General features: G+C 56.5%; 13 protein-coding genes. 10 read left to right on the forward strand and 3 right to left on the reverse strand.

All coding sequences use genetic code 11. The features are described 5' to 3' along the window. Positions 1 to 174: 174 nt before the first annotated feature. From rbsK to G438_RS0101280, 6 genes are all read left to right on the forward strand, one after another. Positions 175 to 1,110 carry a ribokinase gene (gene rbsK / locus G438_RS0101255; RefSeq protein ID WP_026459812.1) on the forward strand — a complete coding sequence of 312 codons (936 nt, stop codon included), beginning with the start codon at positions 175 to 177 and terminating at the stop codon, positions 1,108 to 1,110. Between the two features lie 298 nt (positions 1,111 to 1,408). After that, positions 1,409 to 2,461, forward strand: coding sequence for an autoinducer 2 ABC transporter substrate-binding protein (locus G438_RS0101260; protein WP_026459813.1), 1,053 nt, complete (start codon positions 1,409 to 1,411; stop codon positions 2,459 to 2,461). Positions 2,462 to 2,672: 211 nt separating this feature from the next. Then, complete coding sequence (locus G438_RS0101265) at positions 2,673 to 4,178, forward strand: sugar ABC transporter ATP-binding protein (protein ID WP_026459814.1); 1,506 nt, start codon at positions 2,673 to 2,675, stop codon at positions 4,176 to 4,178. A gap of 1 nt (position 4,179) precedes the next feature. Continuing rightward, positions 4,180 to 5,196 carry an ABC transporter permease gene (locus G438_RS0101270; protein WP_034284563.1) on the forward strand — a complete coding sequence of 339 codons (1,017 nt, stop codon included), beginning with the start codon at positions 4,180 to 4,182 and terminating at the stop codon, positions 5,194 to 5,196. Between the two features lie 12 nt (positions 5,197 to 5,208). Further along, positions 5,209 to 6,270: an ABC transporter permease gene (locus tag G438_RS0101275; RefSeq protein ID WP_051259177.1), complete on the forward strand. Its 1,062-nt coding sequence runs from the start codon at positions 5,209 to 5,211 to the stop codon at positions 6,268 to 6,270. Continuing rightward, a complete protein-coding gene (locus G438_RS0101280; RefSeq protein WP_026459817.1) occupies positions 6,267 to 6,830 on the forward strand; it encodes an RpiB/LacA/LacB family sugar-phosphate isomerase in 564 nt (187 codons plus the stop codon). The genes G438_RS0101275 and G438_RS0101280 overlap by 4 nt, the downstream gene beginning before the upstream one ends. Positions 6,831 to 6,994: 164 nt before the next feature. On the opposite strand, the gene G438_RS0101285 is transcribed toward G438_RS0101280, so the two are convergent. Then, positions 6,995 to 8,017, reverse strand: a complete 1,023-nt coding sequence (locus tag G438_RS0101285) for a LacI family DNA-binding transcriptional regulator (RefSeq protein ID WP_026459818.1) — start codon at positions 8,015 to 8,017, stop codon at positions 6,995 to 6,997. An 85-nt stretch (positions 8,018 to 8,102) separates the two neighbouring features. Next, complete coding sequence (locus G438_RS0101290) at positions 8,103 to 9,341, reverse strand: ROK family transcriptional regulator (protein ID WP_205618393.1); 1,239 nt, start codon at positions 9,339 to 9,341, stop codon at positions 8,103 to 8,105. 130 nt (positions 9,342 to 9,471) lie between these two features. Here G438_RS0101290 and xylA point away from each other — a divergent pair, with 130 nt between their 5' ends. The 3 genes from xylA (at position 9,472) to G438_RS0101305 (ending at position 13,650) form a co-directional block, all read left to right on the forward strand. Continuing rightward, positions 9,472 to 10,653, forward strand: a complete 1,182-nt coding sequence (xylA, locus tag G438_RS0101295) for a xylose isomerase (protein WP_026459820.1) — start codon at positions 9,472 to 9,474, stop codon at positions 10,651 to 10,653. 193 nt (positions 10,654 to 10,846) lie between these two features. After that, complete coding sequence (locus tag G438_RS0101300; protein WP_026459821.1) at positions 10,847 to 12,190, forward strand: xylulokinase; 1,344 nt, start codon at positions 10,847 to 10,849, stop codon at positions 12,188 to 12,190. 5 nt (positions 12,191 to 12,195) lie between these two features. Beyond that, a complete protein-coding gene (locus G438_RS0101305) occupies positions 12,196 to 13,650 on the forward strand; it encodes an MFS transporter (protein WP_026459822.1) in 1,455 nt (484 codons plus the stop codon). Here G438_RS0101305 and G438_RS0101310 read toward each other — a convergent pair. After that, the gene (locus G438_RS0101310) at positions 13,647 to 14,663 is read right to left on the reverse strand and encodes a LacI family DNA-binding transcriptional regulator (protein ID WP_034284569.1); all 1,017 of its coding nucleotides are present in this window, start codon (positions 14,661 to 14,663) and stop codon (positions 13,647 to 13,649) included. The genes G438_RS0101305 and G438_RS0101310 overlap by 4 nt on opposite strands. A gap of 133 nt (positions 14,664 to 14,796) precedes the next feature. Between G438_RS0101310 and G438_RS0101315 the strand changes: the two genes are divergently transcribed. Then, entirely contained in the window at positions 14,797 to 16,785 is a 1,989-nt protein-coding gene (locus G438_RS0101315; protein ID WP_026459824.1) for a glycoside hydrolase family 31 protein, read from the forward strand. Positions 16,786 to 16,792: the final 7 nt, after the last annotated feature.

The raw sequence follows: 16,792 nt of genomic DNA on the forward strand, positions 1-16,792 counted from the left end.
GAAAATACGTGATCGCATCATCCCATGCGTCACTTCACGGCAGTTGCGATCGCCTCCATCCGACATGCGATCGTCGACTTGCAGCGCAATGCAATCGGTTGCGTTAGTGTGATGGGGTACGAGGCGATGGCGCTTTGAGTACCAACAGAAACGCAGCAAGGGAGCGTGGCATCTATGGATATTGCAGTCGTCGGATCAAATAACGTTGATCTCATCACGTATATCACGCGTATGCCTGTTGAAGGCGAAACAATTGAAGCACCTGATTTTGCGATTGGTTGCGGCGGTAAAGGCTCGAACCAAGCGGTTGCTGCCGCACGCCTCGGCTCTGAGGTGCTGATGGTCACCTGCGTAGGCGATGACGCATTCGCAACAATGACCCTGGACAATTACAAGGCAAATGGCATCTCGACAGACTATGTGAAACAGGTGCCCGGGACCTCAGGCGTTGCCCCGATATTTGTCGACCCTGAGGCGCATAACAGCATCATTATCGTTAAAGGGGCAAATGCGGGTCTCAAGCCTGAGGATCTTCGTCAGGCGGCACCGGCCATTGCGGAGTGCCGACTCCTTGTCCTTCAACTGGAAATCGACATGGATACCACTCATGCGGCCATTGATCTTGGCTACGAACTGGGTGTGCCGGTCCTGCTTAACCCAGCACCTGCCAATGCTGCCCTTGACGTGGAACGGCTATCAAAATGTGAATTCTTGGTGCCCAATGAAACAGAATTGGCACTGCTGACATCCATGCCTGTGGAAACCGACGATGAGGTACGCGCTGCCGCCACGACACTTCTTGATCGGGGTTGTCGACATGTCATCGTGACTATGGGCAAACGCGGTGTGATGTGCCTGAGCCGCTCCGAAAATGGGTGCGACGTTGATCAGATCTTCGTCGAATCGGTGTCGGTGGATGCTGTTGATACCAGCGGCGCCGGGGATGCCTTTATTGGGTGTTTTGCGCACTGTTATGCGCGCGGCGACAGCCTCAAACAAGCGCTCCGTCAGGCTAATGCCTATGCAGCATATTCGGTGACGGCACGCGGAACGCAGCTGTCTTACCCCGATGGTGCAACCTTTGCGCAATGGCAGCAAGCGCGCCAATAGGTGAGGCTGCGCGCTGATTGTCGAGGCAGTGGTGGGGTGTGCGCTCTGTTGTTTCGCACGCCAATGGTAACGATTGCATAACCATCGCGTAGTTGTGAGACGCAATGAGCACAAAGTGTTGTAGTGTCGGTGTTAACGAAGTTGATCGGCAGCTGCGGTGCGCTAACGACGGTGCGTCGCGGAGTGCGAATCCAACGCAGGACATCGTATTCGCCGACCTTAGGATGCATGTGCCACCTGCGCATATGCGCCACTCGTTGACCATCCATCAACGTCGATGTGTACAGGGAGATAATCCATGAAGTCACGTAGCCTAGCCAGCAGTGCAATCGTTCTCACTGCAGCGGTTGGTCTGGCACTATCCGCATGTTCATCCGGTGGTACCACCACCGACACCGCAACCACCACAACGCAGGGCAGCAGCGACAAGAACTACACCATCGCTATCGTCCCCAAGGACGCCACCAACCCCTGGTTCGTCCGCATGGAAGAAGGCGTCAAGCGCTACGCAGAAGAAACAGGCCTCAACGTATACCAAAAGGGTCCAGCTGAAACCGACGCCACCATGCAGGCACAGGTCATCCAAGACCTCATTGCTCAAGGTGTTGACGCCATCGGCGTCGTACCCGTTGACCCAGGCGCACTGGAACCCGTCCTCAAGGAAGCCATGGACGCAGGTATCGTCGTGGTCACCCACGAAGGCGCCTCCCAAGAGAACACGATATACGACATCGAAGCCTTCAATAACACCGCCTATGGCGCCTTCATTATGGACAACCTCGCCACAGCAATGGGCGAAGAAGGCGTGTACACCACCATGGTTGGCCACGTCACCAACGCTTCCCACAACGAATGGGCTGATGGTGGCGTCGCACACGCCAAAGAAGCCTACCCAAATATGACCCTGCTGGAAGCAGAGCCTCGCGTCGAATCCCAGGATAACGGCGAAACAGCCTACCAAGTCGCCAAGGAGCTCCTGAAGAAATACCCCGAACTTAAGGGCATCATGGGCACCTCCTCCTTCGACGCCCCTGGCGTTGCCCGCGCCATCGAAGAACTTGGTCTCAAAGGCAAGGTCTTCACGGCTGGTACCGGTATGCCTGCCGCCAACAAGCAGATCCTTGTCGACGGCTCGGTGTCCGCACTGACTCTGTGGGATCCCGCTGACGCCGGCTACGCAATGTGCGCGCTAGCGACCAAGATCCTCAACGGCGAGACAATCGAAGATGGTGTCAACCTGGGTGTCACCGGTTACGAATCCATGAAGTTCGCTGAAGGCTCCACCAAGGTCCTTGAAGGTAATGGCTGGATCACCATCACCAAGGACAACGTCGACAGCTTCGGCTTCTAAACCCCACGCTCTGCCTGCCCGTATCGGGCAGGCAGAGCACTGCCCTTCTACTTGCCGCCCTGATTCGGTTCGCCCCACACGTGCCCACACCTCGACAAAACGGCGCACACCGCGCACTAGCGGACCATGTCCCACGCGGTAGCCGCCGCCTCGACAAGACGGCGCACACGCAAGGCTCCGATCCATCCTGAGAACCAGGAGAAAGCGCTCCATGGTCACACCACTGATATCGGTTAAACACGTTTCTAAATCCTTTAAAGGTGTTCACGCCCTCAAAGACATCAATCTGGACATTGCACCCGGGGAAATCCACTGCCTCGCAGGTGAAAATGGCTCCGGAAAATCCACCCTCATTAAGGTCATATCGGGGGTTTACCAAGCTGATGAAGGAGAAATCACCATCGGCGGAAAGACGTGGACCTCACTGACACCACTCGAGGCAATTGCCGCAGGTGTCCAAGTGATTTACCAAGACTTTGCCATCTTCCCCAACCTTTCCGTGATGGAAAACCTTGCACTGAGCACCGAAGTTGCCCAGGGACGTAAATTCGTCAACTGGAAACGCTTCCGTTCCATCGCCGAAGAAGCGGCCGCAAAAATTGGCTTCCACGTCGACCTCGATGCAAAAGTGGGTGAACTGTCGGTGGCTGACAAACAACTTGTCGCCATCTGTCGCGCATTGATGAGCGACGCAAAACTCATCATTATGGACGAGCCAACAACAGCGCTGACAAAACGCGAAGTTGCCGCACTCTTCGACATCATTCTTCAACTGCAACAACGTGGTATCGCCATCCTTTTTGTCAGCCATAAACTCGAAGAAGTCTTTGAAATTTCCGAACGCTTCACCATTATTCGTAGCGGCGAAAAGGTCATCACCTGCCCATCGGCTGAACTTGACCGCAAATCTTTCGCTCGCCACATGACTGGCCGAGACTTCGACGATGAACACTTTGAGGTGGGCGAACTCCCTGAAAAACCGATCCTCGAAGTCACGAAACTGACAATGGATGGCGTATTTGAGGACGTGAGTTTCGAGCTACGCAGTGGCGAAATCCTCGGTATTACCGGCCTTTTGGGGTCGGGCCGTACAGAACTTGCCCTCAGCCTATTTGGCGCCATGAAAGTCGACAGCGGCACCATCGTAGTCAAAGGCAAACAGGTTAACCTCACGTCGATACGTGACGCCATCGCTGCCGGTATCGCCTACGTACCTGAAGACCGACTGACCGAAGGTCTATTCCTTGAACGTTCCATTGGCGACAATATTGTCATTTCGGAACTGGATTCTTTCGCCGGCTTCCTTGGCACGCTCAATCGAGAGGCCATTGCTACCGAACAACGTCAGTGGGTGGACAAGCTTTCGGTGGCAACCCCCGACCCCGACAATGCAGTAAGCACACTGTCCGGTGGGAATCAACAAAAAGTGGTCCTGGCGAAATGGCTGGCCACTCACCCTGATGTCCTCATCTTGAACGGCCCCACAGTCGGTGTCGATATTGGTTCGAAGTACACCATTAATTCGATCCTCCAAGGCCTAGCCAAAGAAGGTATGGCGGTGATCGTGATCTCCGATGACATTGCTGAGGTCCTCACCAACTGTAACCGTGTACTGATCATGCGTGGCGGTCGCCTCGATCGTGCTATTGACCCTGCCACCACCAGCGAAAAGGAACTTGCCGAAATGATGGCTGCTGACGTAGAAGGAGTGGCGTGACATGGATGTGAAACGTCTGCGAACACGCCTATTTCGCGCCAACGAGTTCTGGGTGTTCCTTGTCATCATTGTGTTGGCTGTCATTATCCAAGCTCGTTCCGGCCAGTTTTTCACTGCGAATAACCTGGTAGATATTGCCAATGCCATGGTGGTACCCGGCATCTTCGCCGTTGGCGCCCACCTTGTCATAGTTTCAGGAGGGATCGATGTGTCTTTCCCTGCCTTGGCTTCGCTAGCGGTGTATGCGACGACACGCTTGTTAGTTGATATGGGGTATGACGGTCCGGTAGTTATTCCTTTCCTTATGGCGATTGCCTTCGGCGCCGTTCTTGGGGCATTTAACGGGATTTTCACCTCTCGACTCACAGTGCCGACACTGATTATCACCTTGGGCACGGCGAATGTTTTTTCTGGTGTCATGCAGGGTGCACTGAACTCGGTGCAAATCCCCAATATTCCCAGCTCGATGAGTGCCTTCGGCTCTGCCTCCCTTTTTGAGGTGACTAACCCAAGTTCGGGCTTACGTTCGACGATGCCGCTCAGCTTCCTTCTGTTTGTGGCGGTTGTTGCTGCGGCTTGGTTCCTTACGAGGCGCACAATGTTTGGGCGGGGAATCTTCGCTATCGGTGGCGACGCTGCATCGGCTGAACGCGCAGGCTTCAAAGTCCAGCGCATTCGTTTTTGGTTATACGTGGTCGTTGGTGTGATTGCCGCCATTGCGGGTCTTGTGCGGACCTGCTCCATGGGGCAGATGCATCCAACGAACCTCCTGGGTATGGAAATGATGGTGATTGCTGCTGTTGTGCTTGGTGGCACCGCCATCACAGGGGGTACAGGTTCTCTGACGGGCGTCATCCTTGGCACGGCCCTGATTGTTATCGTGCAAAACTCGATGATTCTTACGGGTATTTCCACCTTCTGGCAAGGATTTGCCTTGGGCTTGCTCATTATCGTCGGCACCGGTATTTCCGCCATGCAAGTCGCGCGGTCGCGTGGACTTCGGATTACGGCAGCGTAAAGGGGTATGACAATGACTTCACCTGCATCTGCACCTACACGTGCGACCAAACCGAATGTCATCAGTGCATTCCTTGCCCGCGATCCGTGGAGCGCTCGACTTTTCCTCGTGCTTATTGGTCTGCTTGCCTTTTTCGCTGTGGTGCGACCTGGACCGTTTTTCTCGGTACGCACATGGACATCAATGGCGATTCAATTCCCAGAGTTCGGGTTGATGGCCCTGGGCGTCATGGTCACCATGTTTACTGCCGGCATTGACCTGTCGGTGGTGGCCATTGCAAATGTCACCTCGATCTGTACAGCGCTGCTCCTGCGTAGCTTTATTGCAGCTGATGTGACGGGAGGCTCGATACTCCTGGCTGTCCTCATTGCACTGGGTACGGCACTGCTTGTTGGTGTGATATGTGGTGCCATTAACGGGTTGTTAATTGCGAAATTGAAGATCCCACCAATTTTGGCAACTCTTGGCACGCTTGAATTATTTGGTGGTATCGCCATTGTGTTGACAGGTGGCAAGCCGGTATCCGGCCTGCCCGAAGCCTTCGGCACGGTTTTTGCGGCACGCCTTTTCGGCACGATACCTGTGGCGCTGCTAATCTTCATTGTCTGTGCCCTGGGTGCTGGTGCCATTTTGGCACTGACAGGTTTTGGCAAGAAGATATTGATGTTGGGAACGAATGAAACGGCAGCCCGTTTCTCCGGTATGCAGATCTCATCCTTGCTTATCCGCACCTATGTCATGTCGGGTGTCCTTGCGGCGCTGGCGGGTATCGTGATGCTGGCCAACTACAATTCGGCCAAGGCAGACTATGGCACCAGCTACACGCTGCTGACGGTCTTGATCGTTGTGCTTGGTGGAGTCAATCCCAATGGCGGTAAGGGACGCCTGTTGGGTGTCATCCTGTCGATCCTCATGCTTCAGGTGTTGTCATCGGGCTTGAATATGTTCCCCGATATCTCTAATTTCTACCGGCCACTTATTTGGGGTGGTGTGCTGCTCTTCGTTATCACAGTGAACGAGGTGCACCTTGGTCAGCGTATACGTGAACTTATTCCTGGAAGGAAGACGGCATGAAAACTTTGCGAGGAAAAAACGTTGTTGTCGGCGCAGATTTTGCGGGTTTCCCACTGAAAGAAGTGGTGAAAGCGCATCTGGAGGAACGAGGGTGGCGCGTAGCTGACCTGACACCTGATATTGAGACTGCTCCGATGTACCACCGTGTGGGTTTTGCCTTGGGTGCCAAGATTGCCGAGGGCGAATTTGAACGGGCACTTGCCTTCTGTGGGACGGGTATGGGGATCCATATTGCCGCATCGAAGGTGCCGCATGTCCATGCGGCGGTCGCCGAATCCCTCCAGGCAGCACGTCGGGCGGCGGCTGCCAATGGTGCGAATCTGTTGGCCATGGGTGCTTTTTGGACCGGGCCGCGGTTGGCGATGGCGATGGCGGATGCATTCCTTGAATCGCAGTTAGGCAGCGGGTACGAGGATTGGGATGGTTTTTATGAGTACCATCGCATCGGGTGGGATGAGTGCGAAAACTTCGACTATGAGGCGTATAAGGCCAATGGGTTCGAGGTTGTGAATCCTCAGTTCGCTCCCTTGGCGCCTCAACCGGTGGGCTTAGCGTATTAAGGCGCTATTAGTACCGTCTTGTTGGGCAAGTACTCGGTCTAGACCATGTGGCCAAGTGAGTGCCATAGGTTTTGGTTCGGGTGATCCATCGAAGGGCTTGTGCTTCCGACAGGATGCCTTATTGCGGCTGCGTGACACGTGAGTGTGACGCAGCCGCAATCGTGTTATGCGCGACGCATTGGGGACGTTGATTCGCGGACTACGAGATGGCCTGGCACCACGATATGGCCTTCCGATTTTTTGTCCGCAAGGAGGATTTCAACACCGTGGCGCGCGATATCGGCTAGGGGCTGGCGGAAGGTGGTGATTGACGGGTGCATCAGAGAAGCGAACTGTATGTCGTCGAATCCGGTAACCATGACCTGGTCAGGTACTGAAATCTTTGCGCGACGTAGTTGAGTGATGGCGCCGATTGCGAGCAAGTCATTGAGGCACACAATTGCATCGGGTAGGTCGGCGCGTTGGAGGATGCGGCGCACGGCAGCGGCACCGGCTTCAACGGAAAAGGCGCACTCGATGGAGTCTTCTTCGCGTAATTCAATGCCGAGGCGTGCGGCGCAGGAAACTGTCGCAGTGACGCGCGTATCGGAAGATAACTCGGATCCGGTATTGGCCAACATCGCAATACGTCGCACGCCTCGCTCAAGGAGGTGGCGCAAAACCGTGTCCATCCCGTCGGGGTCATCAACGCCAATCGTGGGGATTGAGGCGTCGTGGACGCCACGATCTAATTGGACCGTGGGGACAATACTTGCGGTGCGTTCGACCGCTGGGGTGGAGTATGTCTGGTGAAGCGGAACGACGAGCAGCCCATCGACGGCACCCGATTCCAAGGAACGTAACTGACGATTTTCATTGATGACCGACATGCGTGAGTCGCAGAGCAGCAGGTTAAGCCCTCGTTCGGCAAGGCAGTGTTCGACCTGTTCGACTAATTCAATGTAAAACGGATTAGAGATGGAGGGGACCACCATGCCAATGGCGCCTGCGGTGGCCAAGCGTAGTGAACGCGCAATGGGGTTGGCCTGGTAGCCCATGGTTCGTGCCACAGCGCGAACATGATCGCGTGTGGAGGCGGCGATTAGTTCTCCGCCTCGTCCCAATGCGCGTGACGCTGTAGATACGGATACGCCAGCCGCCTTGGCGACATCGACGAGGCGTGGTCGAACGCGGTCGTCGGTGCTCATAGGGGGATTGTATCGACTTGTCCGCATTTGTGTGACGCGGTGAATAATTCAAAAGCTGTATGAAACACTGGGGTGCTGGTCGCTCTTACTCGATCCAATCCAAAGGGTTGTTGACTAGAGCATCAAATACTCGGTGGGCTGCGCCCGTCACGGCAAGCCATGTTGAATCTGGCAGCACCTCAATGGTGGGTGTTTGCCATGGTGCTTGCAGGGTGCGGCCTTTCATTTCGGCCAGTGCGGGTGCGGCAATATGTGCCTCAAGTTCAGCCAGATTTCCACCAAGTATCACCAGTGGTAGATCCACCAGGTTAATGGTGGCAGCCAATGCGCGCCCCAGAGCAATACCGCCTTGCTCAAGTGCGTGTTGGGCCTGCGACGATCCATCTGTGGCTGCCTCGATAATGGTGGTGATAGTGGCATCACGTTCAAGGCCAGCATGTGCAGCTAACGCACGTAGGCCAAGGAAAGCTTCGAGGCAACCATTTGCTCCGCAGGAGCAGGCTGGGCCCGCCGGATCAGTGCAGATATGTCCAATTTCGCCCGACCAGCCATGTGCGCCGGACATGCTCTTGTGATCGATGATAATGCCGGCGCCAACACCGACTTCGCCGGAGACGAAAACGAAGGATGCTGGGCCGCTGGGAACACCGGGCTTGGGGGAGGATACCGCGTATGCCGCGAGGTCAGCTTCGTTGGCAATGACTGTGGGACGTAGGGTGCCCATGGGTTCAAGGAGCTGGTCAAAGGGGATATCTCGCCAACCAAGGTTAGGGGCGATAGTGAGGGCATTGTGGGAGACAAGGCCTGGTAACGCCAGGCCAGTGCCAATAAAGAGTGTGCTATCTGTGCAATGTTGTGTGTGGAGGTGGTGGGCGAGGCGGGCCAGTTCGGTGATGGTATCTGTTGGATCTGAGTCAGCGTAGTCGCCCTGTTTGGTGACTTCTGCCAGTACAGTGCCGCCCAGATCCACCATGCGTGCCCCCAGGCCAGAGACGTTGACCTCTAATCCTAGGGCAATGGCGGTACTTCCTTGGGCAGTGAGGCGGTTGGCGGGCCTGCCGCGGGTACCTTCGTCGATGGGAGGTAATTCATTGACGAGGCCAGAGGCGGTGAGTTCGTCAACGAGGCGTGAGACCGTGGCCGGGGTAATGCCTGTGCGTTGTGCGATGGCAGCGCGGGTGACGGTGTCGCTGTTGGCCAGCGCCTCTTTGAGGACGAGCGAAAGATTCATTGCACGCAGACTGCGGGCCTGGACGCCTGACCGTTGGGCGGAGGGCAAGCCGGTATCTAAGTGAGGATGCTTGCCGGAACTACTCTGTGCCATGGCTTGACTCTACCGCACCCCAGATATAAATTTAGATACACAACTAAATGTGTCGGGCGATGAATGTGCGACACAAGGCAACTCTTGCCTCGTCGATGACGACCTAAGCACCTATCCAACGGAGGACACCATGACCCGTACCCCCACCCCTGAAGACAAATTCTCATTCGGCCTGTGGACCGTTGGTTGGCAAGCCGTCGACCCCTTCGGTGTGGCCACCCGCCCAGCACTTGAACCCTGGGAATACGCCGAAAAACTCGCCGAACTTGGTGCGTGGGGCTTCACCTTCCACGACAACGACGTCTTCGACTTCCATGCCAGCGACGCAGAGCGACACGAGCGGGTCATGAAAGTCAAAGAAGCGGCCGATGCTCACGGCCTCGTCATCGAAATGGTCACCACCAACACCTTCACCCACCCCGTTTTCAAAGACGGTGGCCTGACCAATAATGACCGTTCAATTCGCCGTTTCGGCCTACGTAAAGTCCTGCGCAACGTTGACCTCGCGGCTGAACTTGGCGCAAAAACCTTCGTCATGTGGGGTGGGCGTGAAGGTGCCGAATACGACTCATCCAAAGACCTCTACGCCGCCCACGAACGCTACAAGGAAGGCCTAGACACGGTCGCGGCCTACATTAAAGCCAAAGGCTACGATCTGCGCATCGGTTTAGAGCCCAAACCTAATGAACCTCGCGGTGATATCTTCCTGCCAACTGTTGGGCACGCATTGGCCCTGATCGCACAGCTCGATAACGGCGATGTCGTGGGCTTGAACCCAGAGGTCGGCCACGAACAGATGGCAAACCTCAATTACACACACGCCCTCGCCCAAGCCCTCCAATGTGGCAAACTCTTCCACATTGACCTCAACGGCCAATCGGGCCTCAAATACGACCAAGACAAGGCTTTCGGGCACGGCGACCTTGCCAGCGCATTCTTTACAGTGGATCTGCTGGTCAACGGTTTCCCCGGTGGCGGCCCCCGTTATGACGGACCTATCCACTTCGACTACAAGCCCAGCCGCACCGAAGGTATGGAAGGCGTGTGGGAATCGGCGCGAGCCAATATCGAAATGTGGCTCATGCTGGCTGACAAGGCACGCGCTTTCCGCGCAGATCCTGCCACACAAGAGTTGATGAAAGCTGCATCCATTGATCAGCTGTGCCAACCGACACTGGCTGACGGGGAAAGCTTGGAGGACTTCCTCGCCGATCGCAGTGCCTTCGAAGACTTCGATGCTGATGCAGCAGGTGCTCGCGAATACCACTTCGTTGAGCTCTACCACCAGGCGATGCGTCACCTTATCGGCTGACCTTGTCATCCGGTGGGCATCGAGGTGAGGCTCCCAGCAGCGGAATCCAGCAGAGGATCCAGCAGGAGCACTCACCTCGGTGCCCAACCATTGTCACGCGCGCCACGCCGCCTGATAAGCCGCCAATGCAACGTGGGCGACAAGCGGTGTGTCACTACTATTGCAACAAAATCCGCACACCACAGGAGCCATTATGTCTACACGCCCCTACGTCGCTGGCGTTGACACATCTACCCAATCCTGCAAGGTAGTCATTTGGGACCCTGCCACTGGCAGCATCGTGCGACACGGCCGTGCTGCACACCCTGATGGCACCGAAGTGCACCCCAACGCGTGGTGGGAAGCGTTTCTTCGCGCCGTCGACGACGCAGGTGGCCTCGATGACGTCGCCGCCCTATCTGTTGGCGGCCAACAACACGGTATGGTGTGCCTCGATGTGCACGGTGAAGTGATACGACCGGCGCTGCTGTGGAACGATACGCGCAGCGCAGGTGCGGCAGCCGACCTCGTCAACGAAAAAGGTGCCGCCTGGTGGGCCGCAACCACAGGTTCTGTTCCTGTCGCATCGCTCACCGTCGCGAAATTGCGGTGGCTGGCAGAGCATGAACCAGATAATGCGGCACGTATCGCTGCCATCTGCCTGCCTCACGATTGGCTCACATGGAAAATCATGGGCGCTCCATCGTTAGATGCCTTAGTGACAGACCGCTCCGATGCCTCGGGTACGGGTTACCATGCGCGCTGCACGAAAGATGGGCAAGCGTCATACGCATACCGTCGCGATATCCTCGCTGACGCGCTACGGATTGATCAGGCGGAGGCGGAGGCGATTATTCTGCCGCGTATCCTGGCCCCCTGGGAGATGGCAGGTCGAGGCGATGCTTCGCGAGGGTGGGGCGACATCATCCTCGGTCCCGGCGCAGGTGACAATGCGGGCGCTGCACTTGGTGTTGGCCTGCAGGTGGGGTCAGCGCTCTTGTCGCTGGGAACCTCGGGCGTGGTAGCTGCCGTATCAGCAACACCCGTTGAGGATCCTTCCGGACTGGTCACCGGCTTTTCTGACGCATCAGGGAACTGGCTGCCGCTGGCCTGCACGCTGAACGCCAGCCGCATCATCGATGCCATGATGGCCGTCACCGGTCTAGATTATGCAGCCTTCGACGAGGCAGCATTATCCGTGCCCGACGCTGGAGGACTCACCCTCATCCCCTACTTTGAGGGCGAACGCACGCCGAATTTGCCCGAGGCGAAAGCGGAGTTGCATGGCATGACCCTGGCCAATAGCGACCGCGCCCATGTTGCCCGAGCAACCGTGGAAGGTCTATTGAACCTTATGTGCTACGCCCTCGATGCAATGCGTGATCTGGGTGTGCCCGTGGAACGTGTCCTTGTTGTTGGTGGTGGTGCAAAATCGGCGGCAGTGAGGGCACTGGCATCGGCTCATCTTGACGCCATCGTGGAGTTCCCGGCCGCTGGTGAATATGTGGCGCTTGGCGCAGCCAAGCAGGCCGCGCAGGTACTCGCCGCCCAAGGCTAACTGCGATGGCTGGCGCTGGCCTGAAGATATACCAAGAACTCCTGACGACACCGCATGTGGCTCGTTTTGTTATTGGTGGCGTCATTGCGCAATTTCCGTACGGCATGGTGTCGATGGCGGTCCTTATCGGTGTGCGCGACGGGTACGGTTCGTATAGCCTCGCTGGCTTAGCTGCTGCGGTGATGGCGGCATCGGGCGCATTATGTGGCCCCATTATTGGCAGGCAGGTCGACAAATGGGGACAGCGTCGGGTAGCCGTGGTGGTCGCCGCCTTCTGGCTGATATCGCATGCCTTTTTGGCGTGGGTGCTGACAGCATTGCCGCCACTGTGGGTGTTGATTGTCGCCGTTCTCATGCTGGGCGTGAGTGTTCCATCTGGCGCTCTGCTGCGTGCACGATGGCCGCTGGCCTTATATGAGCGCGGCGGCATGATGAATAGCGCATTGTCACTGACATCGGTGCTTGAAGAAAGTATGTGGGTACTGTCTACGCCGATCGCCACCGTCTTGGCCACCCTTGTTGCGCCCACTGCGCCGCTGCTCTTTTCTGCATGCGCGATCGTCGTCGGTTTGTATTTGCTGCTAGGAAACCGAATATATGAGCCGATTGCATTGGTTGATGCAGCTGGGGTTTTGGTGCCTGAACAGGTATTTCCAGGCGGACCATCTCCAGGTGCGGCTGCCTGTGCTACGCCGCCCTTAAGTGCAGTTGTCACCGATACACCGTCTCCAGATGCGGCCAACCCTGCCGCGCCTCCCCTTACTGCGCGGATTAACGAGGCGCCCAATGACTCCGCTGTCTCCATCGAGGTGACGCAAGCAGGCAACGACAACCCGGTGGGCGCATCGCCTCGTCCAATACCGCCTCGGTACGCATTAGCCACTGTCAGACTGTGGACCGCCTCGTTCGTGGCGCTACTAATAATTCAGGTGTTCTACGGGGCCTTCCAAAGCACCACAGGTATTGCTGTAGTGGCATTCGCGCGTGAACAAGGCGTCCAAGAATGGGCTGGCGTTGTGACAGCCTGTTTCTCCGCGGCATCAATGATTGCTGCGGTACTTTATGGCATGAAACAATGGCGCAGTTCGCTTCTGCTGCGTTTTTATCTTGGATTGGCGGCCCTCGCATTAGGATGTTCTGCGCTCGTAATGGTGCCGTCGATGGCGGCTGCTGGTGCCGTGATGTTTATATCGGGTCTATTCCAAGCGCCTACCGTTGTCAACCTTAATCAGATGCTTTTTCGTATCGTTCCTTCATCGCGTTTGACTGAAGGTATGGCCCACCAGGGTGCGATGTGGGTTGTCGGCATGTCAACGTCGAATCTCGTTGCTGGTGCTGTGATCGATCGCTATGGTGCATTGGGTGGTTTCGGAACGATCCGTGCTTTCGCTGCCATTGCACTCGTCATCGCTGTTGGTGCGTATATGCCTCTGAAACGCCGGGTAGGCAGTAGCAGTTAGTAGCGTTTTGGCATCAGTGTGCTGCCAGGTACGAAGGTCGGTTCGATGAGCTGGTGGAGCGCCTGACGTGGAGGCTGAGAGTTAATACGATCAAGAAGCAGTCGCATCGCTTGTTTTGTCAGTTGATCGGTGCGCATATCGAAATGAGATGGGTGGTCAACGGTGTGGGAATGCTGAGCATCCCATGAGGAGGCAATAAGGCTCACGTCTTGACCGGGCACTAAACCACGGCTGCGAAGCGCGTTACACCAGTCGTCGGCGGGCACGATGGGGGCCAGTAGCAGTGCGTCGCCACTGCGTGGGTCAATGTCATGAAGATGGCGCAAAATATGCTCGTAGGAAACACTCACGGGGTATTCATTGAGTTGCACACCCAGCTCTCGTGCGCGCCGGTGCGTAGACTGGCGAAAACGTTCAATAAAGTTGAGGTTCGCCAGCGATTGGTGTCCTGGAACGAGGAAGGTCACCGTGTGGTGCCCACGATTGGCCAGGTGTTCGATAGCTTGCGCTGCTGCCTGGGCGTAGTCCGCATCAATAGCAATGACGCCTTGTATGTCGCCAGGTATGCCAATGAAGACAGCGGGGGTTTGGGATTCAACTAAGACGCGGGCACGAGGATCGTCGGCGAGGACTTCCATAATGAAAAGGCCATCGCATAATGCTGTGTCAATTACTCGACGAAGACCTGCCGCGCCTTCGTCTGCCGTAAGAAGGAGGATGTCGTAATCGCTTTCTCTGGCAACACTGGCCAGAGATACAAGGAAGTGGTGCTGGGCAGCCGGGTCGGCTCCGGCATGGTAGGGAACCACGACACCCAAGACATTCGAACGGCTTGATCGTAGGGCGCGTGCACCAGAGTGTGGCTGATATCCGAGTTCTTCCATGGCGCGAAGGACGCGGTTTTCTGTCTCAGGTGCAACGACGCGGCGGCCGCTCATGACGTAGGACACCGTGGTTTGAGACACTCCGGCGAGGCGGGCAACATCGTGGCTTGTGGGCTTTTTGATGTTCATGGTCCTACCATCGTTGACAGTGTGAGGGGTCTCGCTTATTCTAAGCGCAACGTGATGTTCTGAGCAGCGAGGTTCAGGACATATTTGTTTAGCAATGCGCATACGTATGCGCGACGGGTGAGGAGGCACATTTATGCTGGACGTCCAGGCTTTTGCCACCGGATTTGAGGCCAGGCATGAGCACTACGTTATGCGCGTAGAGACCTGGGGTGCCGATGCTGTTCGCGTGCGTATGGCGCGCCACAGCCTCGACAAACCTGATCACGGCGCGCTCATTGAGCAGTTGCCTTCAATCAGTGCAAATATTGAAACTAGCGATACGCGCATACGAATGCGCACTGGTCGTATCGGTGTCGATCTCCACCTTGACGCGGGTGCAGGTAATCCGCGCACGATGCTCTCCTTCCTTCGTGATGAACAGGTCGTACTTGCCGAGGCGCCCGAACATTTCTGGTGGCCAGGTGCCCACGGGATCTACCCAATGGGTAGTAGCACCGAGGTTCATCAAGTCTTCGCCTCCACACCGGATGAACGCCTCTTTGGTCTCGGGCAGCACTCCCATGGACACCTCAATCACAAAGGTCTGGTCCTTGATCTCATTCAACGCAATGGAGAAGTCTCCATCCCCTTCGTCTTATCCGACCGCGGCTACGGCCTGTTGTGGAATAACCCCGCCGTTGGACGCGTCGAGTTTTCCACCGACTCCACTCGCTGGGTTGGCTATGGCACCGACATCATCGACTACTGGCTCTGTCTGGCCCCCACGCCTCGTGAAATCCTGATGCGGTATGCCGATGCCGTTGGACATGCTCCAGTGCTCCCACGCTGGGCAACAGGTTTTTGGCAGTCTCGTCTGCGTTATATGTCTCAAGAAGAACTCCTAGCTGTCGCCAGACGCTACCACGAACTGGGGCTGCCGCTGTCGGTGATCGTCACAGACTTCATTCACTGGCCAGCCATGGGGGACTTCCGTTTCGATCCCAATGAGTACCCTGACCCCGCAGCAATGTTGGCCGAATTGGAGCAGATGGGGACCCGACTAATGGTCTCTGTATGGCCAACTGTGTCGCCGCTGTCAGAAAACTACGATGAGATGCAGCAGCGCGGATATCTGGTTGCCACTCATAATGGCGTTGAATTCCATCAAAAATTTAAGGACAAAGGGATGTCGACTGCGATGCCCGTTGCCTTCTACGACGCCACCAACCCACAGGCTCGCGCGTATGTCTGGCAAAAAATTAAAGAAAACTACCACGACCTTGGGGTACGTGTCTTCTGGCTTGATGCATGTGAGCCTGAACTCAACCCGGGACACCCCGCCAACCTGTCATATTTTGCTGGTTCAGGACTTGCCGTCAACAACACCTACCCGCGTGATAACGCCAAGGGATTCTTTGAAGGTATGGCCCAGGCAGGAACCCCCGAAACGGTGTTACTCTGCCGCTCAGCTTGGGCAGGACAAGCACGTTATGGCGCCGCCGTCTGGTCAGGCGACATCGCCCCCACCTGGGAGGCATTGCGGACACAGGTAAGCGCTGGACAAAGTATTGCCATCTCCGGCATCCCATGGTGGACTTCAGATATCGGCGGCTTTCATGGAGGCGATCCCACCGATGTTGCCTACCAAGAGCTCTTTATCCGATGGTTCCAATTCGGCACGTTTTGCCCATTATTCCGACTCCACGGACACCGTGAGCCTCGAGAAGCCGAAGGCTCGGTCAGCCCAGGCGGCCCCAATGAAATCTGGTCCTACGGGGATCGTGCCTTTGAGATCGCGGCAGCTCATATTCGCCTACGAGAAAAACTACGCCCCTATATTGACGCACTGATGGACGAAGCAGCCACCGACGGCATACCCCCAATGCGTCCACTATTCCTCCACTATCCAGACGACCCCATCGCCTGGACAGTGGAAAACCAGTACCTCCTTGGCGCCGACCTCCTCGTATGTCCAATCACCGAGGCAGGGGCGCGTCAAGCAAGCATCTACCTTCCCAACGGCAGTCAGTGGCGCGACCCCGTCACAGGCCACACCTGGGAAGGCGGACAGCGCATCACCATCGACGCGCCACTGGAAAGAATTCCTGTTCTTATCCGAGACGGCGCCACCGTGTCGTTCTAAGCGACAC

Source organism: Schaalia suimastitidis DSM 15538 (assembly GCF_000429105.1).
Lineage (GTDB): Bacteria > Actinomycetota > Actinomycetes > Actinomycetales > Actinomycetaceae > Pauljensenia > Pauljensenia suimastitidis.